This is a genomic window from Paraburkholderia sp. BCC1876, assembly GCF_902833695.1.
Lineage (GTDB): Bacteria > Pseudomonadota > Gammaproteobacteria > Burkholderiales > Burkholderiaceae > Paraburkholderia.
On record NZ_CADFGI010000002.1, the window covers coordinates 232,376 to 256,585 of the forward strand.

The following is a 24,210-nucleotide window of genomic DNA, read 5'->3' on the forward strand; positions in this document are numbered from 1 at the left end:
ACATATTTGTGTTGCCCTACATTTCGAGACAGCAAAAAACGACGACATTCCCCAATAAACCAACTCAACGAGACGAGACCCTGATGGCGCCCGCAGTGACGGCCGCTTCAGTACGCTGATAAAGGAGGCACTCATCATGATGGAACCCCACGCCCAACCGATTTCCGAAGTCGCCGTCGAATCATTCGACGGAAAGGGCTTTCTCGACCGCTATTTTGGAATCTCCGCACGCGGCAGTTCGCAGCGTCAGGAAATCGTCGCGGGCATTACGACCTTCCTCGCGATGGTCTACTCCGTATTCGTCGTGCCGGGCATGCTCGGCAAAGCGGGTTTCGATACCAGCGCCGTGTTTGTCGCCACGTGTCTGACCACGGCGTTCGGCTCGCTGCTGATGGGCATCTGGGCGCGCCTGCCGATCGCGATCGGCTGCGCGATTTCGCTGACGGCCTTCACCGCGTTCGGCCTCGTGCTCGGCAAAGGTCTGCATCCGAACGTCGCGCTCGGCGCAGTGTTCCTGATGGGTGTCGTGTTCACCGCGATTTCGGTGACCGGCGTGCGTTCGTGGATTCTGCGCAATCTGCCGAACGGTATCGCGCACGGCACGGGGATCGGCATCGGCCTGTTCCTGCTGCTGATCGCCGCGAACGACGTGGGTCTCGTCGTGAAGAATCCGGGCGCCGGCTTGCCGGTCGCGCTGGGCAATATCACGGCTTTGCCGGCGATCATGTCGGTAGCGGGTCTCGCCGCGATCTTCGGTCTGGTGCGCCGTCGCGTGCCGGGTTCGATCCTGATCGTGATTATCGTGATCTCGACGGCCGCCTTCTTCATCGATCCGACCATGTCGTATCACGGTGTGTTCGCGGTGCCGTCGCTGAGCGCGCCGGGCCACGCGTCGCTGATCGGCGCGATGGATATCAAGGGCGCGTTGTCGATGGCGGTTCTGCCTAGCGTGCTGGCTCTCGTGATGACGGCGGTGTTCGACGCGACCGGCACGATCCGCGCCGTCGCAGGGCAAGCCGGTCAGCTCGACGAAAACGGCCGCATCATCAACGGCGGCCGCGCGTTGACCGCCGATTCGCTGAGCTCGATTTTCTCGGGTCTGCTCGGCGGCGCACCGGCAGCGGCATATATCGAATCGACGGTCGGCGTGGCAGCCGGCGCGAAGACTGGTATGGCGGCAGCGGTGGTCGGCCTGCTGTTCCTCGTGGTGATGTTCTTCTCGCCGCTGGCTGGTCTCGTGCCTTCGTATGCAACGGCGCCGGCACTGATGTATGTGGGCCTGCTGATGCTGTCGAATGTCAGCAAGCTGCATATGGACGACATGGTCGACTCGATGTCGGGCCTGATGTGCGCGGTGTTCATCGTGCTGACCGCCAACATCGTGACGGGCATCATGCTCGGTTTCGCGACGCTGGTGATCGGCCGCGTGGTCAGCGGCGAATATCGCAAGCTGAACGTGGGCACGGTGGTGATCGCTGTCGTGCTGGTCGGGTTCTATCTCGGCGGCTGGGCGATCTGATCGTCCGCGTGGGGCCTCGTTCAACGAGTCTCATGGTTTGAAATAATTTCGCAGTAGCGCGAGAGCAGGGTGGTTTTTTGCAGGCCGCCAGGCTCGAACGTGTAGTCGGTTGTTCTCCACCTTGACGCGGTACGTCGCACGGCTTTATCTGCGATGTACCGCGTATCTTTTTTTCTGCGTCGCTGTCGGCCACTCCGCTTTTTCCAGCGTTCCTTCCCGCTTCGATCGGCTGCGTTGAGAAAACGCCCACCTGTCCTTGACTTCCTGACTTGCGTTTCTATACTTAACCTCATGGTTAAGTTTAACGAAGCCCTACTCGATCGCACGTTCGCGGCGCTCTCCGATCCCACGCGGCGCGCGTTGCTCACGCGTCTGTCCGGGCGTGAACTGTCGATCAGCGAACTCGCCGAGCCATTCGCGATGTCCTTGCCGGCCGTGATGAAACACCTCGACGTGCTGTCCGAGGCCGGTCTGATCACCCGCAGCAAGACCGGGCGAACGGTGGCGTGCCGTCTGTCGGCCGGACCGATGGAGGACGCCATGACGTGGCTCAGCCGTTATCAGCGTTTCTGGTCGGTATCGCTCGATGGTCTCGCCACTTTCGTCGAACAGGAGGAAGTCCCATGTCCGCCCAAGCCAGCCTCACCCTCCAGCGGCGCCTCAACGCCGCGCCCGCCAAAGTATTCCGCGCCTGGACGGAAGCGGCGCAACTGATCAAATGGATGAACCCCGGCGATACGCCGGTGGTGCGCGCCGAACTGGATGCGCGCGTCGACGGTCGGTACACGATCGTGTACCGCAAGTCGGACGGCCGCGAACTCGAGGCGAACGGGCAGTATCTGGAGGTGGTCCCGGATCGCAAGCTCGTGTTCACCTGGCGCTGGCGTCACAACGCGGAACATGAATCGCTGGTCACGGTCCTGCTGGAGCCGGACGGCGACGCCACGTGGCTGACGCTTACGCACGAACGCTTCACCGACGAAGCGCAGGCCGACGATCATCGCCGTGGCTGGTCGGGTGGACTCGATTCGCTGGAGCGCTACTTCGCGTGAGTGCGCCTGAATGGGTTGGACGTGTGTGATTCAACCTGCACCTTGCAGGAAAGGAGACGCAAATGGAACCGCAGCACCGGATGGGATCGAGAGAGGACTGGCTGGCCGCGAGCCGCGCGCTACTGGTCGAAGAGAAGGCGCATATGCGCGCCAGCGACGAGCTCGCGCGCAAACGCCGCGAATTGCCCTGGGTGAAGGTCGATAAGGCCTACGTGTTCGACACGCTGCAAGGGCGCAAGACGCTAGCCGAGTTGTTCGACGGACGCAGCCAGTTGATCGTTTATCACTTCATGCTGGGTCCGGATTGGGAGGAGGGCTGCGTGGGCTGCTCGTTCGTGTCGGATCACATGATCGGCATCGTCACGCATCTCGAACATCACGATGTGTCGTACGTGACGGTCTCGCTCGCGCCGCTGGCGAAAATCGAGGCGTTCAGGAAACGCATGGGGTGGGCGTTTCCGTGGGTGTCGTCGAACGGCAGCGATTTCAATTTCGACTATCACGTGTCGTTCACACCCGAAGAGGTGGCCAGCAAGAAAGCGTTCTACAACTTCACCGAGACCGACGTGGGAATCGACGAACTGCATGGCCACAGCGTGTTCTATAAGGACGAACGCGGCGACGTGTACCACACGTATTCCTGCTACGGACGCGGCGGCGAGCGGTTCATCAACACCTACGCGCATCTCGACGTCACGCCGAAAGGCCGCAACGAAACGAGAGGCATGACCGACTGGCTCAGGCATCACGACCGCTACCAGGATCAAAAGCCCAGCGGCGGTTGTGCCGCGTGCGGTACGTGACGCAGCGCGCTTCGCTTTAACCTGGGACGTCAGCCGCCCTGACGTCCCGCGTCATAGAACAACGCGAACAACTCCGACTGCGAGTTCACGTTGAGTTTCGTATAGATGTGCTTCTTGTGCGCGCGCACCGTCTCGAACGAGATGGCGAGTTTCTCCGCAATCGCGCGTGTCGAAAATCCGCTCAAGGTCAGCATGGCCACTTCGACTTCGCGCGCGGTGAGCGCGGCGCGGCCGCCCGCCGACGCGACCTGGGCAAACCGCGCCGCGTACGCGGGGGTGTCCGCCGGTGTGTCCGCCGGCAACGGGATGGGCGTTGCGCTGTCGGTTGACGTCTCGCCGAACGGCGGCGGCAACGGCGCGGCGTCGAACGTTTCATAAGGCAAACGTTGCCGCAACAATGCGATTACCCAAGGCGCGCACAGCGCGAGCACGGCAAGATCGCGCTCGCCATATCGCTGCGTCGCACCGAGTGAAAACGCGAGCGTGTGCCGGGCGTCGATCATGTAGTTGAAATGCACCTCGTCGCCGACGATGTTCTTCCTGAAGTACCGCTGGTAGTACTCGGTCATCGAGAAGTTGTCGGGCGCGACGTCGGCGAGCGTGACGAAGCCTGACGCCGGTTTGTCGGTGGCGGCGATATAGAACGGATCGAGTTGATACAGTGCGGCCAGGTAGTCCTGGAACATCGCGTCGACGGCGCCGTCCGGCGTGGGCGATTCGGCGCACACGAGCGGCGCTTCGCCGGGCGTGAAGCGCAACGCGACCCAGTTGTCGAAGACAACGTAGCGTTCGAGCGCGCGCGTGAGGCGCGTCCAGAATTGCGCGCTATCGAGTGCTTCGATAACCGCGCCGATCTCGCGATGAAAGGCCAGATCGCGCCATTCGAGTTCCATGCGTGCTCCGATGAGGGTAACCCAGCAGGGTAATTACGAACAAAAATATGTCTGGTAATAATAGGCCCAACCTGATCGCGGGCGGCTGATATGAGACGCTGCGTAACGCAAAGACGCAATAGGCGGAGACACAATGCTTCAACTCGAACTTGCGCAAATCCCCATCGTGGACGGCGCAACCGGCGTGGACGGCGCGAACGTGCAACGCGTGCTGCAAACCATCGGCCAGCGCGCCGCGGGCACGGATCTCATCGTGTTCCCGGAAACCACGCTGTCGGGCTTCCCGACACGCGACAACATTCGCACCGTAGCGGAACCGATCGACGGCCCCTCTCTCACGGCAGTGCGCCAGGCGGCGCGCGAAGCCCGCGTCGCAGTGGCGGTAGGTCTCGCCGAGCGCGACGGCAGCCGCTTCTTCAACACCACGGTACTGGTCGACGAACACGGCGAAATCGCGCTGCACTATCGCAAGACGCATCTGTGGGCGTCGGACGTCGGCGTATTCGAACCGGGCGACCGCTACGACGTGTGCAGCTTCAAAGGCCTGACCGTCGGCCTGCTGATCTGCTACGACATCGAATTTCCCGAAACGGCGCGCGCGGTCGCGTCGCTGGGCGCGGATCTGCTGCTCGTGACCAACGGCAACATGGACCCGTTCGGGCCGGTGCATCGTCGTGCGATCGTTGCGCGCGCCATGGAAAACCAGATGTTCGCGGCGCTCGTCAATCGTATCGGTTCGGGCGACGACAACCTGACGTTCCCCGGCGAATCGGCGTTGATCGATCCGTTCGGCGACGTGGTGTGCGACGCGGGCCAGCAGGAAACCGTGCTGCGGGCCACGCTCGACCGCACGCGCCTCGAAGGCGCGCGTGAACATTACCGCTATCTGCACGACGCGCGTATCGCGCTCGATCTCGCCACCGAAGACGGCGAAAACGGACAACGTGTGCGTGTGATTCGCGCGCGTTAAGTTGGATCCCGGCGCATCGCGGCACATCGAAAACAAGAAAACACCAGCGCGAACCCCGCGCATCCCGCAAGTCTGAACGACCCGGCTCGACCGGGGTGCGCCGCAAATCGCGCCCTGGCGACGCTCGCCCATTTGCAAGAGGAGACACCGCATGACTTCATCATCCGCCGCCGAACCCGCGGCCGCACACAGCACGCATCTGAAACGCACGCTCGGCCTGCCGTCGGTCCTACTGTTCGGCCTCGCCTACATGGCGCCGCTGATCGTGTACGGCACCTACGGCGTGCTGGCGAGCGCGAGCAACGACACTGCGGCGCTCGCCTATCTGATCGCGCTGATCGCGATCGCGTTCACCGCGCTCAGCTACGGCAAACTCGCGCGGCTCTTCCCGGTGGCCGGTTCGGCCTATACGTACACGCGTAAAAGCTTCAACCCGCACCTCGGTTTCATGATCGGCTGGGCGACGCTGCTCGATTACTTTTTCCTGCCGATGGTGATCTGGCTGATCGGCGCCGCGTATCTGAGCGCCGCGTTTCCGCACATTCCGAGCTGGATCTGGATCGTCGCGTTTATCGTGCTGACCAGCGCGCTGAACATTCTCGGCATCGAACTGGCGAACCGCTTCAACATCGTGCTGATGGTCGTGCAACTGGCGATCGTCGCGTTGTTCGTTGTGCTGTGCTGCCATTACGTGACGGCGGCGGCCGGTCCCGGCGGCCTGTTGTCGGCCGAACCGTTCTTCAAACCGCACGTGCCGTTTTCGGCGACCATGGCCGGCGCCGCGATTGCCGCGTACTCGTATCTCGGCTTCGACGCGGTGTCGACGCTCACCGAAGAAACCATTGCGCCTGAGAAGACCATGCCGCGCGCCATCGTGCTGATCGCGCTGATCGGCGGCGCGATCTTCGTGATCGCGGCCTACACGGTGCAGCTCGCGCATCCGGGCGCGGTCTTCAAGGACCCGGATTCGGCGGCCTTCGAAGTGGCGCGCAAAGTGGGCGGCGATCTCTTCGTGACAGTGTTTCTGGCCGGCTTGATTCTCGCGCAGTTCGCGTCGGGTATTTCGGCGCAGGCGAGTGTGGGGCGTCTGTTGTATGCCATGGGGCGTGACGAAGTGCTGCCGAAGCGCATCTTCGGTTTCGTGCATCCGAAGTTCAAGACGCCCGCGCTGAATATCGCTATTGCGGGCGCGATCGGTCTGGTCGCGTTGAAACTCGACGTGGCGACCTCGACGTCGTTCATCAACTTCGGCGCGTTCCTCGCGTTCACCGCGGTCAACCTGTGCGTGATCCGTCAGTTCTTCAACGCGAAGGGCACGGCGAATGCGATGGGGATCATCGGCGGCCTGCTGTTCCCGCTGGCCGGCGCGATTGCCGACGTGTGGCTGCTGGTGAGTCTGGAGAAGACCGCACTGGTGCTCGGGGCGGTGTGGTTTCTGCTGGGATTGTGCTATCTCGGCTGGATCACGCGCTGGTTTCGCCAGGCGCCGCCGGAAGTCGCGGTGTGATGCACGGGTGGGTGCGCGCGTGAGCCGCGTGCCCATCCGGATAGAGACGTCAAGTCGATAGAAAAGCCGATAGAAAAGCATATGACGCCGCGTCGCGCGGCGTCATGCTCAAAGCGCCATGTCGAAAGCGGGCTTGAGAAACAGCTCCATTGCCATCACGGCGAGGCCCATTGCGGCCGCCGCCAGTGTCAACGTGCCGTATTCGTCGTAACGTGCATCGTAAAGACACGCCACGACGAAAAGTATCGCCAGCAGGTTCGTCAGCCAGTCGAAATTCAGCGCCAAAGTCATCGATCAAATCCGGGCTCAGGGGCGACTCGCAAAATCGAATCGCACGATCAGTTGAGCGCGATTCTAGCGAGGTGAGCTTACGAATTCGCAACGGCGCCGCTTACACGGATTACGTTTTCGCGGGGGGACGTCCCGAAGAATGTCCCGCCGGATACATCACATCATGTCGTGTTCGATCCAGTCGATCACCGAGCTGCGTTTCGGTTGCCAGCCGAGCAGTTTGCGTGCGCGCACTCCGCGCACGCGGCTGTTCGAACCGAGGCCGTACGAGGCCATTTCGTAGCCCCATTCCTTCTGCGCTTCGTCGAGCGGCCAGTCTTGCGGCTCGCCGAGTTTCATCGCGCGCGCGATAGCCGCGCTCATGTCGCGGAACGACGCCTCGCCGCTTTCGACGAAATAGAACGTGCCGGCCGGCGTTTTCTCGAGTGCGAGTCGATACAGTTCGGCGACATCGTCGATATGCACGTTCGACCAGATGTTGCCGCCGCTGCCCACATGACGCACCACGCCGCTCTTTTGCGCCTGCCGCACGAGACGCGGCAACTGCACGCTCGCGCTGCCCGGCACCGCGCCGTGACCATAGATCAGCGTATTGCACAGCACCGCCGAACGGATGTTCTGGCGCGCGGCGTCGAGCACGAGCTGGTCGATCGCGACGCGGGCCGCCTTGTCGGCGGTGGGCGTGGGCAGCGCGTCTTCGTGATAGATGCGCGACTGGCCCGCTTCGCCACCCGACGCATCGCCGACGATGCTCGATCCGCTGGTATGCAACAGCACCTTGCCGGAGCCGGCGAGTCCTTCGATCAACGCTTTCACCGCGCCTTCATGGTCGCTGCTGGCGGCGTTGATGACGGCGTCCGCGGCTTGCGCTTCGGCAATCAGCAGCGCGCGGTCGTCGAGCGTGCCGACCACCGGTTCGATGCCGAGGCGTTGCAATTCGGCGGCATGGTCGGGATTGCGGATCAGACCGCGCACGCCGTGGCCGGCGCGCGCCAGATGCGCCGCGATCGATCCGCCGATAAACCCGCTTGCGCCCGTGATGAAGATCTTCAAGACGTTCTCCTGGTTGGAAACACGATGACAGGCAGCCAGTATCCGTCGTCTTGATTCTCGCAAAAAGCGTGTTAGTCTCAAATCAATCTTGACTTGAAATCAACAATGAAAACTTCCACGGATGAGCTGCTGGTGTTCGTCACCGTGATCGACAGCGGCTCGATCACCAAGGCGGCGGAGAAGCTGGAGCAGACGGTTTCCGGCGTGAGCCGCGCCCTCACGCGCCTCGAACAGAAGCTCGACACCGCGCTCGTGCGGCGCACGACCCGCCGTCTGCAATTGACCGAAGAGGGCGAGGCGTTCCTGCAACGCGCCCGGGCGATTCTCGCGGCGATGGAGGAGGCCGAGGAATCGGTCACGAGCGGGCGAGGGCGGCCTTCCGGGCGCTTGCGGGTGGATGCGGCGTCGCCGTTCATGCTCCATTGCGTCGCCCCGCATATGAAGGCGTTTTCGGCGCTCTATCCGGACGTGCGGCTGGAATTGACCAGCAGCGAGCGGATCGTCGATCTGCTGGAACAGAAGGTGGATATCGCGATCCGGATCGGCGCGCTGCAGGATTCGACGCTGCATGCGCGCGCGTTGGGCACCAGCAAGCTGCGGGTGCTCGCGAGCCCCGCGTATCTGGCCGAATATGGCGAGCCGAAGTCGGTGGAAGCGTTGCGCGCGCATCGATTGATCGGTTTTACGGCGCCGGAGCATCTGAACCGCTGGCCGTTGCGCGAAGGGCGCAAGGCCGGCGCCGAGTCATTCAGGATCGAACCGTCGATCACCGCGTCGAGCGGCGAAACCTTGCGGCAACTGGCGTTGTCGGGCTGGGGCGTGGCCTGTCTGGCCGACTTCATGACCGCCGCCGACGTGCGCGACGGCCGCCTCGTGCCGATTCTCGGCAACCTGCTGCGCGACGAGCGGCAGCCGGTGAGCGCGGTGTACTACCAGAGCGCGTCGCTGACGGGGCGCGTGCAGTGTTTTCTGGAGTTCATCGCGGCGCGCGTGAAGCTTTAGCCGCGCGTTTCGCGTGGTGCGTTCAGCCGGCTCTCCTATAACTCTTGAATCGACGTGGCGGTGTGGCGGTGGCTGTGGGTCGGGATCGGAAACCGCCGCAGGGCGGTTTTTTGTCCACTTGGCGGCTCATATTTTGAACGTGTATATACAAGTTGGGCGCAACAGGAACCGTTGCTGCGCCAATCGAGTCGCCGCCCGACCCCGCCGGCCTTCGCAGCAATATGCCGGACAGCTCGCGCCCTAATGGAAACTCCCAGGTCCGGGCGATTAAAAACAAGTTGTATATACAAGACGGTGCCGATAGACTTCTCTCAAATTGTATAGACAGGAACACACACCATGATGATTCTGAAGCCCGGCTACCTGACCCTCCCGCAACTGCGCCAGATCGCTCGCGAACACGTCGCGCTGCAACTCGATCCCGCCAGCCATGCCGCCATCGACGCCTGCGCGCAAGCCGTTGCCGATATCGCCGCGAAGGGCGAGCCGGCCTACGGCATCAACACCGGTTTTGGGCGCCTTGCCAGCACGCATATTCCGCACGACCAGCTCGAACTGCTGCAACGCAATCTGGTGCTGTCGCATGCGGTCGGCGTGGGTGTGCCGATGTCGCGTCCGGTGGTGCGTCTGCTGATCGCGCTGAAGCTGTCGAGCCTCGGCCGCGGCCACTCGGGCATTCGTCGCGAAGTGATGGAGGCGCTGATCACGCTGTATAACGCCGACGTGCTGCCGGTGATTCCGGTCAAGGGCTCGGTCGGCGCATCGGGCGACCTCGCGCCGCTCGCGCATATGTCGGCGGCGCTGCTCGGCGTCGGCGATGTGTTCGCGAAGGGCGAGCGCATGCCCGCCACCGAAGGCCTCGCGCTGGTCGGCCTCAAGCCGCTCACGCTGCAAGCCAAGGAAGGCCTCGCGCTGCTGAACGGCACGCAGGCATCGACCGCGCTCGCGCTCTACAACATGTTCGCGATCGAAGACCTGTACCGCACCGCGCTGGTGTCGGGCTCGTTGTCGGTGGACGCGGCGGCCGGTTCGGTCAAGCCGTTCGACGCGCGCATTCACGAACTGCGCGGCCATCAAGGTCAGATCGACGCGGCCACGGCTTACCGTTCGCTGCTCGACGGTTCGGGCATCAACGTCTCGCACGCCGATTGCGACAAGGTGCAGGACCCGTACAGCCTGCGCTGCCAGCCGCAAGTGATGGGCGCGTGTCTCGACCAGATGCGCCATGCCGCCAACGTGCTGCTGCTCGAAGCCAACGCGGTCTCCGACAATCCGCTGATTTTCCCGGACACCGGCGAAGTGCTGTCGGGCGGTAATTTCCACGCCGAGCCGGTCGCATTCGCCGCCGACAACCTCGCGCTCGCCGCCGCCGAAATCGGCGCGCTGGCCGAACGTCGCATCGCGTTGCTGATCGACGCGACGCTGTCGGGTCTGCCGCCGTTCCTCGTGCGCGACGGTGGCGTGAACTCGGGCTTCATGATCGCTCACGTGACGGCCGCAGCTTTGGCGTCGGAAAACAAGACGCTCGCGCATCCGGCGTCGGTGGATTCGCTGCCCACGTCCGCGAACCAGGAAGACCACGTGTCGATGGCGACGTTTGCCGCGCGCAAGCTCGGCGACATTGCTGAAAACACCGCGAACATCCTGTCGATCGAATTGCTCGCCGCTGCGCAAGGCGTCGATCTGCGCGCGCCGCACAAGACCAGCCCGAGCCTGCAAAAGGTGATGGACGTAGTGCGCAAGGACGTCGCGCATTACGAGCTCGATCACTACTTCGCGCCGGATATCGAGGCCGTGACGAAGCTCGTGCAGAACGGCACGATCGCGAAGCTCAGCCCGTTCGCGTTCGTCTCCGAACAGTAAGCTGCAAGTACGCACCCGGCTCACGTATTCAACTCATGTATTCAACTCACGCATTCAAGCCGAGCACGTTAATGAACGCACCCGCCTATCAGGGCATCAAGGACTTCATCCTCGCGCGCATTCATGCGGGCGAGTGGGCTGAAGGCGACCAGGTGCCGTCGGAAAACGAACTCGCGCGTGAGTTCAGCGTAGCGCGCATGACGGTGAACCGCGCGCTGCGCGAGTTGACCTCGGAGCAGGTGCTTACGCGGGTGCAGGGTTCGGGCACCTTCGTGGCGCGCCCCAAGTACGAATCGACGCTGGTGGCGATCCGCAGTATTTCCGACGAGATCGTCGCGCGCGGTCATCGTTATCAGGCGAACGTGCTGCATATCGGCGCGAGCATCGCCGACGCCGCGCTCGCCGAAGAGATGCAGGTGAGCGCCGGCAGTCCGGTGTTTCATTCGCGCGTGCTGCATTTCGAAAACGACGAACCGGTGCAGCTCGAAGAACGCTGGGTCAATCCGGCGGTGGCGCCCGAATACGCGCTGCAGGACTTCACCAACACCACGCCGAACCAGTATCTCGTGCGGGTGGCGCCGCTGCAGCGCGTCGAGTACCGCATCGAGGCGCTGGCCGCCGACGCCGACACGCGCGAGCTACTGACCATGGACGAACTCGAACCGTGCCTCGTGCTGCACCGGCGCACGTGGTCGCAAAGCCAGGTCGCGTCGATCGCGAATCTCTGGCATCCCGGCAGCCGTTATCGCTTCACCGGACATTTCTGAATCACCGTTTCCCCGACTCCGTTTCCGAACCTCTCCCGACCATCTTCAAGCATTCCGAGGGCCATCATGAACAACCCGAAGCACATCGACCCGCGTCTCGATCCCACCCGTACCATCCGCGCACCGCGCGGCGCGGAAAAGACCTGCAAGACCTGGATCGCGGAAGCCGCGTACCGGATGATCCAGAACAACCTGGACCCGGAAGTCGCCGAGCATCCGCATGCGCTGGTCGTGTACGGCGGTATTGGCCGGGCCGCGCGCAACTGGGATTGTTTCGATCAGATCCTCGCGTCGCTGAAAGACCTCAATGAAGACGAAACGCTGCTGATCCAGTCGGGCAAGCCGGTCGGCGTGTTCCGCACGCATGCCGACGCGCCGCGCGTGCTGCTGGCGAATTCGAATCTGGTGCCGCATTGGGCGACGTGGGAACACTTCCACGAACTCGACCGCAAGGGCCTGATGATGTACGGGCAGATGACGGCGGGCAGCTGGATCTATATCGGCAGCCAGGGGATCGTGCAGGGCACCTACGAGACCTTCTTCTCGGTGGCGAACCAGCATTTCAACGGCGACCCGAAAGGCCGCTGGATTCTGACCGGCGGTCTCGGCGGTATGGGCGGCGCGCAGCCGCTCGCGGCCACGATGGCGGGCTTCTCGATGATCGCGGTGGAATGCGACGAGACGCGCATCGACTTCCGTCTGAAGACGCGCTACGTCGATAAAAAAGCGCAGACGCTCGACGAAGCGCTCGCCATGCTGGAGGAAGCGAAGCAGGCCGGCAAGCCGGTGTCGATCGGTCTGGTGGGCAATGCGGTCGACGTGTTCGCCGAATGCGTGGCACGCGGCATCACGCCGGACTGCGTGACCGATCAGACCAGCGCGCACGATCCGATTCACGGCTATCTGCCGCAAGGCTGGAGCGTGGAAGATTGGCGCGAACGCATGAAGACCGCGCCGGACAGCATCATCACGCCGGCCAAGCAGTCCATGGCCAGGCAGGTGCAAGCCATGCTCACGCTGCAGGAACGCGGCGCGGCCACGCTCGACTACGGCAACAACATCCGCCAGATGGCGCTGGAAATGGGCGTGGAAAACGCATTCGATTTCCCGGGCTTCGTGCCGGCGTATATCCGCCCGCTGTTCTGCGAAGGCAAGGGCCCGTTCCGTTGGGTCGCGCTGTCGGGTGATCCCGAAGATATCTACAAGACCGACGCGAAGGTCAAGGAATTGATCCCCGACGATCCGCATCTGCACAACTGGCTCGACATGGCGCGTGAACGGATCGCGTTCCAGGGTCTGCCGGCGCGGATCTGCTGGGTCGGCGTGAAGGATCGTTATCGCCTCGGTCAGGCGTTCAACGAGATGGTCAGGACCGGCGAGCTGAAAGCGCCGATCGTGATCGGTCGCGATCACCTCGACACGGGTTCGGTGGCGAGCCCGAATCGCGAAACCGAATCGATGAAGGACGGCTCCGATGCGGTCAGCGACTGGCCGTTGCTCAACGCGCTGCTGAATACGGCGGGCGGCGCGTCGTGGGTCTCGCTGCATCACGGCGGCGGTGTCGGTATGGGCTTCAGCCAGCACTCGGGTGTGGTGATCGTCGCGGACGGCACGGATGCCGCGAAGGAACGCCTCGGCCGCGTGTTGTTCAACGATCCGGCGACCGGCGTGATGCGTCACGCGGATGCGGGTTATGAACTCGCGCAGGAAACTGCGCGCGAGGCGGGTCTGCATCTGCCGATGCTGGGCCGTTGAACATGGCGGACGTCGGCAATATGGCCAGCGTCACGCTGATTCGCGGCGCCGACCTCGTGGCGGCGCCGTGGAAGAACGGCGGCGGCGTCACGCGCGAAGTGGCGGCAGTGCCCGAGCAGGCGGGACTCGATAGTTTCGTGTGGCGCGTGAGCATTGCGGATGTCGCGCAAGCGGGACCGTTCTCGCGTTTTGCGGGCATCGATCGCACGCTCGTGCTGTTGTCCGGCGCGGGGATGTTGCTCGATGAAACGCTTGCGCCGGAGAATGCGCCGGCGAGCGAAGCTGCGTTGAGCGGTCTTGCGAACGTCGTGAAAACGCACGCGTTGACGCAGCCGCTCGACATTGCGCGCTTTGCCGGCGAGACGCCGATCGACGCGCGCCTCGTCGACGGCGCCACGCGCGACTTTAACTTGATGGTACGACGTGGCGCGGCGCGCGGCGAAGTCGAGGTTTGGCGCGACGCGACGCAACACGCTTTATCCGCCGACGTCGTGCTGTTGTACTGCGCCGAGGGCGCCGTATCGGTCAGCCTCGGCGACGCGGCCGCGCAGCCGCTCGCCACCGGCGACACGCTGCGCATCAACGCGCCGGACGCGCTGCACTGCGCGGTTCAAGGCGCGGGCGCGTTGCTCGCAATCCGCCTTCACTACGAACGATGACGACGCTTCGCGTGCCCGCGTCGCGATATCAAGGCGCGCGCACGCGAACCACCACAGACACGCAACGAGCTGCAACGAGCACGCGATGAAGCAAACCGTCTGGCATCACCTGAAACTGTGCCCGCAGGGCGATCCCCACCACACGCTGGCCGACGCCGCGATCGCCGTCGAAGACGGCCAGATCGTCTGGCTCGGCGCAGCCTCCGAACTCCCCCCGCATTACGCTAGCTGGCCGCGCGAAGATCTGCACGGCGCCTGGGTCACGCCCGGTCTGGTCGATTGCCATACGCATCTGGTGTACGGCGGCCAGCGCGCGGATGAATTCGCGCAGCGGCTCGCGGGCGTCAGCTATGAAGAAATCGCGCGGCAGGGCGGTGGCATCGTCTCGACGGTGCGCGCCACGCGTGCCGCCGACGAAGCGTCGCTATTCGCACAGTCGGCCGCGCGGCTCGAACCGCTGCTCGCCGAAGGCGTGACGACGATCGAAATCAAATCCGGCTACGGCCTCGACCTCGCCAGCGAACGCAAGATGCTGCGCGTCGCGCGTCAGTTGGGCGAGCGCTATCCGGTGACGGTCTATACGACGTTTCTCGGCGCGCACGCGTTGCCGCCCGAATTCGCGGGCCGCGCCGACGCGTATATCGACGAAGTCTGCAACACGATGCTGCCCGCGCTGGCCGACGAAGGTCTCGTCGACGCGGTCGACGTATTCTGCGAGCGCATCGGTTTTTCGCTGGAGCAAAGTGAGCGTGTTTTCAACGCCGCGGAGCGTCACAAGCTACCGGTGAAGATGCATGCCGAGCAGTTGTCGAACGGCGGCGGCACGGCATTGGCCGCGCAGCATCACGCGCTGTCCGCGGATCACCTCGAATTTCTCGACGAAGCCGGCGTTGCCGCGATGAAAGCATCCGGCACGGTCGCCGTGTTGCTGCCGGGCGCGTACTACTTCATTCGCGAGACGCAACTGCCGCCGCTCGATTTGCTGCGGCGCTATCAGGTGCCGATCGCGATTTCGACCGACAGCAATCCGGGCACGTCGCCCACCACGTCGCTGTTGCTGATGATGAACATGGCGACCACGCTGTTCCGTATGACGGTGCCCGAGGTGCTGCAAGGCGTGACGTCGCATGCGGCCCAAGCGCTCGGCAAAGCGGACACGCACGGTTCGCTGGCCGTGGGACGCGCGGCGGATTTCGCGGTGTGGTCGGTCGACTCGCTGGCCGAGCTGGCTTACTGGATTGGACGTCCGTTGTGCGCGCGAGTCGTGCGCGCGGGCGAGACGGTTTATACGCGCGTGAATTGAGCCAGGGCCTGAGAGATGACACAACTAGATCAATCGCTGTTCGCCGAGCACGCGTACCTGCCCGATGGTTGGCGCCGCAACGTGTTGCTCGAGTGGGACGCAAGCGGCACGCTGACGGCGGTTACGCCGGATACTTCTGCGGTACCTGCCGGCGTGCGGAAAGCCGCTGGTCCCGTGCTGCCCGGCATGCCGAACCTTCATTCGCATGCATTCCAGCGCGCAATGGCCGGCCTCACCGAATATCGCGCCTCATCTGGCACAGGCGCCACTGACAACTTCTGGAGCTGGCGCGACCTGATGTACCGCTTCGCCGCGCGCATCACGCCGGAAGGCCTCGCGGCGGTCGCGCAATGGCTGTACATCGAAATGCTGAAGGCGGGCTATACGTCGGTGTGCGAGTTCCACTACGTGCATCACACGCCGGACGGCAGCCGCTACGCGAATCAGGCTGAGCTCGCGCAACGCGTGGTGGATGCAGCGTCGGCGAGCGGTATCGGCATGACGATGCTGCCGGTGCTCTATCAGTACAGCGGCTTCGGCTCGCGTGCGCCGCGCGACGATCAGCAGCGCTTCATCAATACGCCGGAGAGTCTGCTCGATCTGCTCGGCACGTTGCGCGCGGCGCGTCCTGAAAGCGCCGCGTTGCGCTATGGCGTGGCGCCGCATTCGTTGCGCGCGGTCTCGGCGGAATCGTTGCGTACGCTACTAGGCGGCATCGATGCCAACGCGCCGGTTCATATCCATATCGCCGAACAGACCGCCGAAGTCGACGCGTGCGTCGAAACCGAAGGCGCGCGTCCGGTGCAATGGTTGCTGGATCGCTTCGACGTCGACAGCCGCTGGTGCCTCGTGCACGCGACGCATGTCGACGCAAACGAAACGCTGGCACTTGCGAAAAGCGGTGCGGTAGCCGGCTTGTGTCTGACCACCGAAGCAAATCTCGGCGATGGTCTGTTCCCCGCGCAGGAATATCTGGATGCGCAAGGCCGCATCGGCATCGGCTCGGACAGTCATATCGGCGTCGACTGGCGCGCGGAATTGCGCCTGCTCGAATACGGCCAGCGTTTGACGCGCCGGCAACGCAACGTGCTGGCGTCGGCGCAGTCCACGCATGTGGCAGACCGTCTGTTCGACGCCGCGCTCGACGGCGGCGCGCACGCCAGCGGCCGCGCGGTCGGCGCGTTGCAGGCAGGCCGCCGCGCGGACTGGCTGGTGCTCGACGCGGACCATGCGAGCATCGCCGAACATGCGCCGAGCGCGTGGCTGTCGGGCGTTGTATTCTGCGAGCATGGCGAGACGCCGGTGCGCGACGTCTACGCGGGCGGCGTTCAGGTGGTCGAGAACCGCCGGCATCGCGACGAAGAGGGCGCTTACGCGCGCTATCGCGTGGCGCTCGCCGATCTGCTCAAATGAGCGGCGCACCGTCGCGACTCATCCCTCTCATCGATTCCGGACTGACATGACTGCATTGAACACTCCGCCGGTTGTATCGCTGCATCGGGGCAGTTTGCCGTTGCTGATCTCGATCCCGCATATGGGCACGCAAATCCCGGCCGATATCGCCGCGACGATGACGCCGGTCGCGCAACGCACCGACGATTGCGATTGGCATCTGGACCGTCTGTATGCGTTCGCGAAGCGCATGGGCGCGTCGATTCTCGCGCCGACGTACGCGCGCTACGTGATCGATCTGAACCGTCCGCCCGACGGCGCGAACCTGTACCCGGGCCAGGACACGACTGGCCTGCTGCCCGTCGATACCTTCGACAAGGAGCCGTTGTATCTCGACGGCCATCTGCCCACCGACGCCGAAATCGCCCGTCGTCGCGACGCTTACTGGCAGCCGTATCACGACGCGCTGACGAACGAACTGGCCGCGCTGAAAGCGGAGCACGGCAAGGCGCTGTTGTGGGAAGCGCATTCGATCCGCTCGCACGTGCCGCGTTTCTTCGAAGGACGCTTGCCGGATTTCAATTTCGGCTCCTCGAACGGCGCGAGCGCGGTGGCGGGATTGGCCGAGGAACTGGCCGCCGTGGTCGAGCGGCATGGCGGCTATTCGGCGATCGCGAATGGACGCTTCAAGGGCGGCTATATCACGCGTCAGTATGGGCAGCCATCGCAAGGCGTGCACGCGGTGCAGCTCGAGCTGTCGCAGATCACGTATATGGAAGAGCACCTGCCGTACGCGTATGACGAAACGCTCGCCACGAAGATCGAGCCCTTGCTCGAAGCACTCGTGACCACCGCGCTGAACCACGTCAAGGCGGCCTGACCCCCGCGTCGCGCCGACGATTCAAACACCTCTTCCGCTTCCACGCGGTTCATGACGGGACGCCTTGCGTCGCCGTCATGTCCGCGTCGGCTCACACCGTCAAGGTGTAACAGCATGTGTCCGTGATTGCATGCTGCCGTTTTCGCGCAGAACGTATAGGGCGTCGCCGATGGCGCGTCGCGGCTGCGTCCACGCTGATTCCCCGCTGTCACCGATTCCGCGGCATAAAAAAGCCCCGCTCGTGACGGGGCTTCATCGATGCACGTGCGCCGCCGGGGCGCCGGACGCCGTTAGTGGCAGCGTTTTTCCCAATGATGATGGACGCGTACCTTGTGGCAGACCGGATGATGGTGGTCGTAAGCCTGTGCGGGAGCGATCGCGCTCAAAGCTGCGACGGCGGCGGCAACGGAGAGGACAAATTTCTTCATTACAAAATCCTTAATTCAAGTGGTGGCGCTATCGCTGCAGCACGACGCGTGCCGCAGCGAGTCGTCAGCATGCCACACCGAGCGCGACGGGCGTATGAACGCGCGATGAATCCGGGCGTATGAACGCGCGATGAATCCTTCGGTCAATGAATAACGGTGTTGGCCGCAATCCGAGAGCTGCGGCGGTTCGCAGCGCGATGACGCGACGTAGCGTGTAGTTTCGGCAACGCCGCGCGGCGCGCGATGTAACGCAGGGATTGCGCAGCGCGCCGCGCAGCGACTACCCTTTCAAAACGATGACGCGTGCGAGCGCGGCATCCCTACATCGGGCCATAAGATGGAAGACCCAGCGATGGAAGATTCCGACGAATTGCTGCTCCCGGTCTGGCGAGCGAACCTGGTGCTGTTGACCCGCGAGGTCGGCGCGGCGACCCGTCTCGCGCGCATGATGACCTTCTCCGCCAGCTATCTGAAACTGATGTTGTCCGGCCAGCGCGAATTCAGCGAGGAATTCGTGCGCGGCATCGAAGCGGTCACGGGTTTGCCGAACGGCTGGATGAACGCGCCGCATGACGAGCACGACATTCCACCCAACGCGCGCGAAGCGATCGACAACGAACAGCCGCTCGCGCGCTTTCGCGGCACCGCGCATCCGGTGCGGAAAAAGACCGTGCTGCGGCCGCCGGAACCGATCTTCGGCCAGCCGGCGGCGGCCAAACGCGTCGAGGAGGAAACGATCGATGCCGAAGCGCATCGGCGTCAGTTGCATCTTCGCAAGGTTCGCGATCTGGCGATTCAGGACGTGCGGCGTTTCGAGCGGCATCTGAGTCACGCGCCGGTCGAACTGACGGCCTTGCGCACGAAAGTGGAGGACGTGATCGCCGCCGCCGATCTCGACGATCCGATCCAGGCCGATCTTGCGGGGCGGCTGGAGCAGATCGAGAAGCATCGCCATTTGCTGCTCCGGCATGTGGAGCGATTGCAGGCGTTGCTGGCGCAGATCGGCGAGGGCGAGTGACGGCCGGTCGGGTCTTCAGGCGCCGCGTCGTTTGTCTTCACGTCGCCGCCACGTTGACGTTAGGCGGCGCGTGCATGGTCAGCGCCTTTGCCGACGACACCGCTTCATCCGCCGACGATCGCGCGCCCTCCACGATGGAGAGCGACGTCCACCTGTTCACGATCCAGAAAGACGGCTCCATCGAAGAGCACGACGACACGATCCTGCGCGCCAATACGACGAGCGGCGTCGACGACATCGCGCAACGCTATGTGTGGTTCAACAAGGACATCGAGCAGGTCCAATTGCTGGCCGCCGAAACGCTCGACCCGAACGGCGTCGCGCATCCGGTCGGCCCGGAAGCGATCCGCGACGTGCAGGAGCCGCGCTCGGCCGGCGCGCCGAGTTTCGAGGACGGCGTGTTGCGCACGGTGATTTTTCCCGGCGTGGAGCCCGGCTCGCGCGTGCATCTGGCGTTTCGCAAGACCCGCACGAAACCTTTGCAGGCCGGCACGTTCGCCTATCTGGTCGAGCCGACGCGCGACCCCGTCGACCTGCAACGCCTGATCTTCGACCTGCCCGCCGACGTGCCGCTTTACGCCGACGCGCGCGGCTACACCGCGTTGCCGCCGGTCACGACCAACGGCCGCACCCGCTACGAATTCGACTACCGGCACGGGCCTTACGCGCCGCTCGAAGCCGGCGCGGTGGGTTACGCGAACTGGGGTGACCGGCTGATGGTGTCGACGGTGCCGGACTTCGCGAGTTTCGCGGCGCGTTATCGCGGGCCCGCCGCCGACGCCACCATGAGCGATCCCGCGATCGTCCGGCTGGCGCAGCAGCTGACCGCTGGCAGCGTCGATCCGCGCGACAAAGCCCGCATTCTTTACGACTGGATGCGCCTGAATATCCGCTACGTCGCGTTGTTTCTCGGCGAGACGGCGGCGATTCCGCACAAGGCGATCGACATCCTGCATAACCGTTACGGCGACTGCAAGGACCACGTCGCGTTGTACAGCGCGTTGCTGGCGGCGGTCGGTATTCGCAGCGAGGCGGTGCTGCTCAACCTCGGGCCGTACTACAGCTTGCCGGCCGTGCCCGGTTACGGCAGCAGCGCAATCAATCACGCGATCGTGTGGATCCCCGAGCTGACGTTGTATGCGGATACGACGGCGGGCGGTGTGGCGTTCGGTTATCTGCCGCCGAGCGTGATGGACCGGCCGGTGCTGCTGGTCGACGACGGCGTGCTGTCGCGCACGCCGGCCACGCAGGTGCGCGAGCGCCGCGCGCGTCTGCAGCTCGACGTCGACGAACAAGGCTCGGCGAACTACGCGTACCGCGTCGAAGACACGGGGTACACGGCGGAACTCGAACGCAACACGTTCCGGCGAGCGACGCGGCAGCGCACGCAACTGATCGCCGCGAACCGGCTGTTGATGACGGGCCTGCACGGCACGGCGCAGCTACGCACGGACGACGTCAGCGCCACGCAAGGACCGTTCGCCACATCGATGCAGGGCAGCGTGGCGCACTTCGTCTGGTCGGACGGCACCACGGCGGTGCCGGCGTTGACGAGTCTGTCGGGCGGAATGAGTTCGCAGGTGCAGGCGTGGCTGGCGGAGCCGGCGAGAACGCAACCGTGGGCCTGTCTGGGTGGCGCGTTTGACGAGACGCTGGAAATGAGGTTGCCGCGCTTTGTCCGCGTGACGGATTTGCCGGTCGATACCTCGGTGCAGGACCGGTTTTTAACGTTCACGTCCCGCTATATTTTCGATCCATCGACGCGCGTGCTGCAGGTCCGGCGGCAACTGCGAGCCGCCTTCGATCATCAGATGTGTACCGCCGATGAATTCGCCGCCATGAAAGACGACCTCGTGCGGATCGAGCGGGACCTCGACGCCGAGCTGGTGGTCAAGGTGACCCATGTGGCCAAGGTGGCAAGTTCAACTTCAACTTCAACTTCGAAGTAGCACGGTTAGCGCCACGGAGTCGGCACGGCGTGAAGCCACGCCGTGCCAACCCCGCTTCAAGTCGCTAAAACAAACCCGCGCCTTAACCGCCGCTCTTCGTCACGATCGGCACCCACGCGCCGTTCTTGACCTGATACAGCGTCGACGACCCGCTCTTCAACGCGCCCGTGCTGTCGAACGAGATCTTGCCGGTCACGCCGTCGAAATCGATCGCCTTCAGCACCGGACGATACACATTCGGCGTGCTCGATTTGGCCTGCTGCATGGCCTTGATCGCGGCCCACGCGCCGTCGTAGCCGAACGGTGCGTACGACAGGATATCCACCCCGAAGCGCTTCTTGAACTTCGCGGAGAAGTCCTTGCCGCCCGGCAACTGCGCCAGCGGCCGGCCGTATTCCCACGCCTGAGCGCCTTCTGCGGCATCCCCGGCGAGCTTGATGAAGTCCTCGTCCATCACGCCGCCGCCGCCCACCAGTTGCGCGTTCAGGCTCAACTGTTTCATCCGCTTCGCGAAGCCGGCCGCCTGCGTGTCCAGGCCGCCGAAGAACACCAGGTCGGCATTGGTCGATTTGATCTTGGTGATCTGCGTGCTGAAGTCGACCGCTTTGTTGTCGGTGTACTCGCGCGTCACGATGGTGCCGCCGTGCGCTTTCACCGCCTTCTCGAACTCGTCGGCCTCGCCCTGACCGAACGCGGTCCGGTCGTCGACGATCGCGATGCGCTTGGCCTTGCTCACTTCCACCGCGTAGACGCCCGCGTTGCCGGCGTTCTGCGCATCGGTGGAAATCACCATGAAGGTGTTCGCGAAGCCGCGTCCGGTGATGATCGGGTTGGTGGCGGCCGGGTCGATCACCGGAATGCCGGCCTGCTCATAAATCTGCGAGGCCGGAATCGTGGTGCCCGAATTGAAGTGGCCGACTACCGCCGAGACGCCCGAGTCGACCAGCTTCTGCGCGGCCTGCACGCCGATGCGCGGGTCGGCCTGGTCGTCCTCGGAGACCAGCTGGAATTGCGTGACCTGGTCACCGATCTTGATCTTCTGCGCGTTGGCTTCCTCGATGGCGAGCCTCACGCCGTTTTCCAGATCCTTGCCGTAGCCGGCGTTGGCGCCCGTCATCGGCGCGGCGAAGCCGATCTTCACCGTCTGATCGGCGGAACTGGCCAGCGGCGCGAGTGCGAACAGGGCGCCAGTGATCAATGCGAGTGGTTTCAGCGTAGTGCGAAGACTCATGGTCTCTCTCTCCTTCCATCGACAGTTTCAGGGTGTGTGAAAGCGGCAAGGCAGTAACGCTGGATCGGCGCTCAAGCAGGGTGAGGCATGGCGCACATCGCAAGACTACGGATGATCGGTCGCCATAAACAATGCTGGAATACGCGCAGTAGCTGTCACACGCCGGGTAATCTGGCGCGAATATAGAAAGCCAATTTGCCGCCGTCTTGGCAGTTCGAGGCGCTTTGAATGAGCATTTCGGCACAGGGCCCGCAGCGCATACGCTGGCGGCCGGTCGGCGCGGGCGGATGGGTGCGGATTGCGGCACATGCTTAAGACGCCGGCGCGAGCGCGCCGGCGGTGGGGCTTGATGCTTTTAGTGCTCGCCTTGCTGGCGCAGCAACTCTTCACGCAGACGCAGCAGCGGCGCCTTGGTGTCGTCGTCGGCCCATGTGTCGAGGTCGTCGATCGCGCGCTGGCAGCCGTCGAGTACGAGGTCGATATCCACCGGCACGCCGTTGTTCAGCGCGAACTCGATGGTCTCGGCGAACTGCTGGCATTCGTCTTCGCCGTAGGAGATGTCGAGGTTGTCCGCGATCACTTCGGCGATGTTGCTGCGGGCGCGGTCGTCGGGCGTCACCATTTCGATGATGCCGCGCGCCACCGCCGGCGAGTAGTACAGCGCAATGTCGAGCCACTGCGCGGGATCGAAGTCGGCCTGATCGAACTGGTTCTCGAAGAACTCGATCGCTTCCTGTTCGTGGGTTTCGTCGGCGTCGACGCTGACGCACAACTGCTCAAAATATTCTTCCCGCTCGCTGCGGATATAGCCGTCCATCGATGCCTCGTCTGCTGAATGCTTGATGCCTGAAAAGTGGCGGATGGGCGAGGGCATGCTGCGATGCCTCGTCCACGCGGCAAGCATTATAGGACGTGAGCGGACGTGAGATGCCGCGCGGCGGCTTAAGCGCTGTCCGCCACCCACGCATCGAACCACTCGCGCGGCTGCGCGATTTCGTTCTGCGCGGCCACCAGTTCCAGCTCGTAGCGCCCGGCTTGCCAGGTCGCCTTGACCACCGCGTTCACGGCGGCCAGCGTATGTTCGAACGCCGCGCGAATCGAATCGCCTAGCAGCGTGCGCGCGACGAACACCGCGCTCGTCAGATCGCCGACGCCGACCGGTTGACGCGCGAACGGGTAGAGCGGGCGCTGGCCCATCCACGCCTCGCGCTCGGTGACGACCAGCATGTTGAAGCGGTCCGCCGGGCTGTTGCGATCGAGCAGATGCTTGACCAGTATCAGCTTCGGCCCACGCGCGATCAGTTCGCGGCAGGCGGTCACCGCTTCTTCGAGCGTCTCGATCTCGCGACCCGCGAGACGTTGCAGCTCGGTATGATTCGGCGCCATCGCGTCGGCCATTTCCGGCATGGTGCGGACCAGAAACTCCTGGATGCCCGGCTCGACCTTGCAGCCGCTCGCGGCGCCCATCACCGGATCGCAGAAGTACCAGGCGCGCGGATTGGCAGCCTTCACCGCCTTGACGATTTCCAGCACCGACTGCGCCTGCTCCGGCGTGCCGAGATAGCCGGACAGCACCGCGTCGCAACGCGGCAGCATGCCGATCGCGCCGATGCCTTCGACCAGCTCTTCCATTTGCGCGGCCTCGATCGCACCGCCGGTCCAATGGCCGTATTGCGTGTGGTTCGAGAACTGCACGGTATTGAGCGGCCAGACGTTGACGCCGAGCCGGCGCATCGGGAATTCGGCCGCGCTGTTGCCGGCGTGCCCGAACACGACATGGGACTGAATGCTCAGAACGTTTTTCGTCATGGTGTAGCCCGCGCAAGCGGTCATGCGCGATTAATGGAAACGGGAAGGTGCGCCGCGTTGGCGTGA

At 64.0% G+C, this 24,210-nt stretch carries 23 protein-coding genes; 16 read left to right on the forward strand and 7 right to left on the reverse strand.

Features of this window, described 5'->3' with window-relative positions; all coding sequences use genetic code 11:
* Window positions 1-136: 136 nt before the first annotated feature.
* The 4 genes from HWY05_RS07490 to HWY05_RS07505 all read left to right on the forward strand — a co-directional run bounded on the left by HWY05_RS07490 (window position 137) and on the right by HWY05_RS07505 (window position 3,374).
* Window positions 137-1,519 carry an NCS2 family permease gene (locus tag HWY05_RS07490; protein WP_035551215.1) on the forward strand — a complete coding sequence of 461 codons (1,383 nt, stop codon included), beginning with the start codon at window positions 137-139 and terminating at the stop codon, window positions 1,517-1,519.
* A 291-nt stretch (window positions 1,520-1,810) separates the two neighbouring features.
* A complete protein-coding gene (locus HWY05_RS07495; RefSeq protein ID WP_176057934.1) occupies window positions 1,811-2,233 on the forward strand; it encodes a metalloregulator ArsR/SmtB family transcription factor in 423 nt (140 codons plus the stop codon).
* Window positions 2,143-2,571 carry an SRPBCC domain-containing protein gene (locus tag HWY05_RS07500; RefSeq protein WP_176057935.1) on the forward strand — a complete coding sequence of 143 codons (429 nt, stop codon included), beginning with the start codon at window positions 2,143-2,145 and terminating at the stop codon, window positions 2,569-2,571. Before HWY05_RS07495 ends, HWY05_RS07500 begins: the two co-directional genes overlap by 91 nt.
* 62 nt (window positions 2,572-2,633) lie before the next feature.
* Window positions 2,634-3,374, forward strand: a complete 741-nt coding sequence (locus HWY05_RS07505; protein WP_176057936.1) for a thioredoxin family protein — start codon at window positions 2,634-2,636, stop codon at window positions 3,372-3,374.
* A 29-nt stretch (window positions 3,375-3,403) separates the two neighbouring features.
* Here HWY05_RS07505 and HWY05_RS07510 read toward each other — a convergent pair whose 3' ends face one another.
* Window positions 3,404-4,267 carry a helix-turn-helix transcriptional regulator gene (locus HWY05_RS07510; protein ID WP_035551206.1) on the reverse strand — a complete coding sequence of 288 codons (864 nt, stop codon included), beginning with the start codon at window positions 4,265-4,267 and terminating at the stop codon, window positions 3,404-3,406.
* 133 nt (window positions 4,268-4,400) lie between these two features.
* Here HWY05_RS07510 and HWY05_RS07515 point away from each other — a divergent pair, with 133 nt between their 5' ends.
* Entirely contained in the window at window positions 4,401-5,237 is an 837-nt protein-coding gene (locus HWY05_RS07515; RefSeq protein WP_176057937.1) for a carbon-nitrogen hydrolase family protein, read from the forward strand.
* 151 nt (window positions 5,238-5,388) lie between these two features.
* Window positions 5,389-6,744 carry an APC family permease gene (locus HWY05_RS07520; protein WP_176057938.1) on the forward strand — a complete coding sequence of 452 codons (1,356 nt, stop codon included), beginning with the start codon at window positions 5,389-5,391 and terminating at the stop codon, window positions 6,742-6,744.
* A gap of 108 nt (window positions 6,745-6,852) precedes the next feature.
* On the opposite strand, the gene HWY05_RS07525 is transcribed toward HWY05_RS07520, so the two are convergent.
* Both HWY05_RS07525 and HWY05_RS07530 read right to left on the reverse strand, forming a co-directional pair.
* Entirely contained in the window at window positions 6,853-7,035 is a 183-nt protein-coding gene (locus tag HWY05_RS07525) for a hypothetical protein (protein ID WP_035551199.1), read from the reverse strand.
* A gap of 156 nt (window positions 7,036-7,191) precedes the next feature.
* Window positions 7,192-8,088 carry an NAD-dependent epimerase/dehydratase family protein gene (locus HWY05_RS07530; protein ID WP_176057939.1) on the reverse strand — a complete coding sequence of 299 codons (897 nt, stop codon included), beginning with the start codon at window positions 8,086-8,088 and terminating at the stop codon, window positions 7,192-7,194.
* Between the two features lie 105 nt (window positions 8,089-8,193).
* On the opposite strand from HWY05_RS07530, the gene HWY05_RS07535 reads away from it, so the two are divergent.
* From HWY05_RS07535 to hutG, 8 genes are all read left to right on the forward strand, one after another.
* A complete protein-coding gene (locus tag HWY05_RS07535) occupies window positions 8,194-9,090 on the forward strand; it encodes a LysR family transcriptional regulator (RefSeq protein WP_035551193.1) in 897 nt (298 codons plus the stop codon).
* A 339-nt stretch (window positions 9,091-9,429) separates the two neighbouring features.
* Window positions 9,430-10,953, forward strand: coding sequence for a histidine ammonia-lyase (gene hutH / locus HWY05_RS07540; protein WP_156126614.1), 1,524 nt, complete (start codon window positions 9,430-9,432; stop codon window positions 10,951-10,953).
* Between the two features lie 71 nt (window positions 10,954-11,024).
* Window positions 11,025-11,720, forward strand: coding sequence for a histidine utilization repressor (gene hutC / locus HWY05_RS07545; RefSeq protein ID WP_035551191.1), 696 nt, complete (start codon window positions 11,025-11,027; stop codon window positions 11,718-11,720).
* A gap of 66 nt (window positions 11,721-11,786) precedes the next feature.
* Complete coding sequence (gene hutU, locus HWY05_RS07550; protein WP_035551188.1) at window positions 11,787-13,475, forward strand: urocanate hydratase; 1,689 nt, start codon at window positions 11,787-11,789, stop codon at window positions 13,473-13,475.
* A gap of 2 nt (window positions 13,476-13,477) precedes the next feature.
* Window positions 13,478-14,134, forward strand: a complete 657-nt coding sequence (locus HWY05_RS07555) for a HutD family protein (RefSeq protein ID WP_035551185.1) — start codon at window positions 13,478-13,480, stop codon at window positions 14,132-14,134.
* Between the two features lie 85 nt (window positions 14,135-14,219).
* Window positions 14,220-15,437, forward strand: a complete 1,218-nt coding sequence (gene hutI / locus HWY05_RS07560) for an imidazolonepropionase (protein WP_176057940.1) — start codon at window positions 14,220-14,222, stop codon at window positions 15,435-15,437.
* A 15-nt stretch (window positions 15,438-15,452) separates the two neighbouring features.
* The gene (locus HWY05_RS07565; RefSeq protein WP_176057941.1) at window positions 15,453-16,850 is read left to right on the forward strand and encodes a formimidoylglutamate deiminase; all 1,398 of its coding nucleotides are present in this window, start codon (window positions 15,453-15,455) and stop codon (window positions 16,848-16,850) included.
* A 46-nt stretch (window positions 16,851-16,896) separates the two neighbouring features.
* Window positions 16,897-17,709, forward strand: coding sequence for an N-formylglutamate deformylase (hutG, locus tag HWY05_RS07570; protein WP_035551177.1), 813 nt, complete (start codon window positions 16,897-16,899; stop codon window positions 17,707-17,709).
* Between the two features lie 290 nt (window positions 17,710-17,999).
* Here hutG and HWY05_RS07575 read toward each other — a convergent pair whose 3' ends face one another.
* A complete protein-coding gene (locus HWY05_RS07575) occupies window positions 18,000-18,137 on the reverse strand; it encodes a hypothetical protein (RefSeq protein ID WP_176057942.1) in 138 nt (45 codons plus the stop codon).
* Between the two features lie 352 nt (window positions 18,138-18,489).
* On the opposite strand from HWY05_RS07575, the gene HWY05_RS07580 reads away from it, so the two are divergent.
* Window positions 18,490-19,155 (forward strand): hypothetical protein, encoded by a 666-nt coding sequence (locus HWY05_RS07580; RefSeq protein WP_176057943.1) that lies wholly within the window; start codon window positions 18,490-18,492, stop codon window positions 19,153-19,155.
* Window positions 19,156-19,229: 74 nt separating this feature from the next.
* On the forward strand, window positions 19,230-21,104 hold the full coding sequence (locus HWY05_RS07585) for a DUF3857 domain-containing protein (RefSeq protein WP_176057944.1): 1,875 nt from the start codon (window positions 19,230-19,232) through the stop codon (window positions 21,102-21,104).
* Window positions 21,105-21,186: 82 nt separating this feature from the next.
* Here HWY05_RS07585 and HWY05_RS07590 read toward each other — a convergent pair whose 3' ends face one another.
* The 3 genes from HWY05_RS07590 to pdxY form a co-directional block, all read right to left on the reverse strand.
* Window positions 21,187-22,335, reverse strand: a complete 1,149-nt coding sequence (locus HWY05_RS07590; RefSeq protein ID WP_035551170.1) for a branched-chain amino acid ABC transporter substrate-binding protein — start codon at window positions 22,333-22,335, stop codon at window positions 21,187-21,189.
* 355 nt (window positions 22,336-22,690) lie between these two features.
* Window positions 22,691-23,152, reverse strand: a complete 462-nt coding sequence (locus HWY05_RS07595; protein WP_035551167.1) for a hypothetical protein — start codon at window positions 23,150-23,152, stop codon at window positions 22,691-22,693.
* 125 nt (window positions 23,153-23,277) lie between these two features.
* A complete protein-coding gene (gene pdxY, locus HWY05_RS07600) occupies window positions 23,278-24,144 on the reverse strand; it encodes a pyridoxal kinase PdxY (RefSeq protein ID WP_035561912.1) in 867 nt (288 codons plus the stop codon).
* Window positions 24,145-24,210 lie beyond the last annotated feature (66 nt).

Excerpts from the sequence above, each read along its gene's own strand:
- HWY05_RS07575 (WP_176057942.1), bottom strand. The coding sequence starts at position 18,137 with ATGAAGAAATTTGTCCTCTCCGTTGCCGCCGCCGTCGCAGCTTTGAGC.
- HWY05_RS07520 (WP_176057938.1), top strand. The coding sequence starts at position 5,389 with ATGACTTCATCATCCGCCGCCGAACCCGCGGCCGCACACAGCACGCAT.
- HWY05_RS07595 (WP_035551167.1), bottom strand. The coding sequence starts at position 23,152 with ATGGACGGCTATATCCGCAGCGAGCGGGAAGAATATTTTGAGCAGTTG.
- hutI (WP_176057940.1), top strand. The coding sequence starts at position 14,220 with ATGAAGCAAACCGTCTGGCATCACCTGAAACTGTGCCCGCAGGGCGAT.
- HWY05_RS07525 (WP_035551199.1), bottom strand. The coding sequence starts at position 7,035 with ATGACTTTGGCGCTGAATTTCGACTGGCTGACGAACCTGCTGGCGATA.
- HWY05_RS07535 (WP_035551193.1), top strand. The coding sequence starts at position 8,194 with ATGAAAACTTCCACGGATGAGCTGCTGGTGTTCGTCACCGTGATCGAC.
- HWY05_RS07555 (WP_035551185.1), top strand. The coding sequence starts at position 13,478 with ATGGCGGACGTCGGCAATATGGCCAGCGTCACGCTGATTCGCGGCGCC.
- HWY05_RS07495 (WP_176057934.1), top strand. The coding sequence starts at position 1,811 with ATGGTTAAGTTTAACGAAGCCCTACTCGATCGCACGTTCGCGGCGCTC.
- HWY05_RS07510 (WP_035551206.1), bottom strand. The coding sequence starts at position 4,267 with ATGGAACTCGAATGGCGCGATCTGGCCTTTCATCGCGAGATCGGCGCG.
- HWY05_RS07515 (WP_176057937.1), top strand. The coding sequence starts at position 4,401 with ATGCTTCAACTCGAACTTGCGCAAATCCCCATCGTGGACGGCGCAACC.
- HWY05_RS07500 (WP_176057935.1), top strand. The coding sequence starts at position 2,143 with ATGTCCGCCCAAGCCAGCCTCACCCTCCAGCGGCGCCTCAACGCCGCG.
- HWY05_RS07490 (WP_035551215.1), top strand. The coding sequence starts at position 137 with ATGATGGAACCCCACGCCCAACCGATTTCCGAAGTCGCCGTCGAATCA.
- HWY05_RS07505 (WP_176057936.1), top strand. The coding sequence starts at position 2,634 with ATGGAACCGCAGCACCGGATGGGATCGAGAGAGGACTGGCTGGCCGCG.
- hutC (WP_035551191.1), top strand. The coding sequence starts at position 11,025 with ATGAACGCACCCGCCTATCAGGGCATCAAGGACTTCATCCTCGCGCGC.
- HWY05_RS07565 (WP_176057941.1), top strand. The coding sequence starts at position 15,453 with ATGACACAACTAGATCAATCGCTGTTCGCCGAGCACGCGTACCTGCCC.
- hutG (WP_035551177.1), top strand. The coding sequence starts at position 16,897 with ATGACTGCATTGAACACTCCGCCGGTTGTATCGCTGCATCGGGGCAGT.
- HWY05_RS07580 (WP_176057943.1), top strand. The coding sequence starts at position 18,490 with ATGGAAGATTCCGACGAATTGCTGCTCCCGGTCTGGCGAGCGAACCTG.
- HWY05_RS07585 (WP_176057944.1), top strand. The coding sequence starts at position 19,230 with ATGGTCAGCGCCTTTGCCGACGACACCGCTTCATCCGCCGACGATCGC.
- hutH (WP_156126614.1), top strand. The coding sequence starts at position 9,430 with ATGATGATTCTGAAGCCCGGCTACCTGACCCTCCCGCAACTGCGCCAG.
- HWY05_RS07590 (WP_035551170.1), bottom strand. The coding sequence starts at position 22,335 with ATGAGTCTTCGCACTACGCTGAAACCACTCGCATTGATCACTGGCGCC.
- pdxY (WP_035561912.1), bottom strand. The coding sequence starts at position 24,144 with ATGACGAAAAACGTTCTGAGCATTCAGTCCCATGTCGTGTTCGGGCAC.
- hutU (WP_035551188.1), top strand. The coding sequence starts at position 11,787 with ATGAACAACCCGAAGCACATCGACCCGCGTCTCGATCCCACCCGTACC.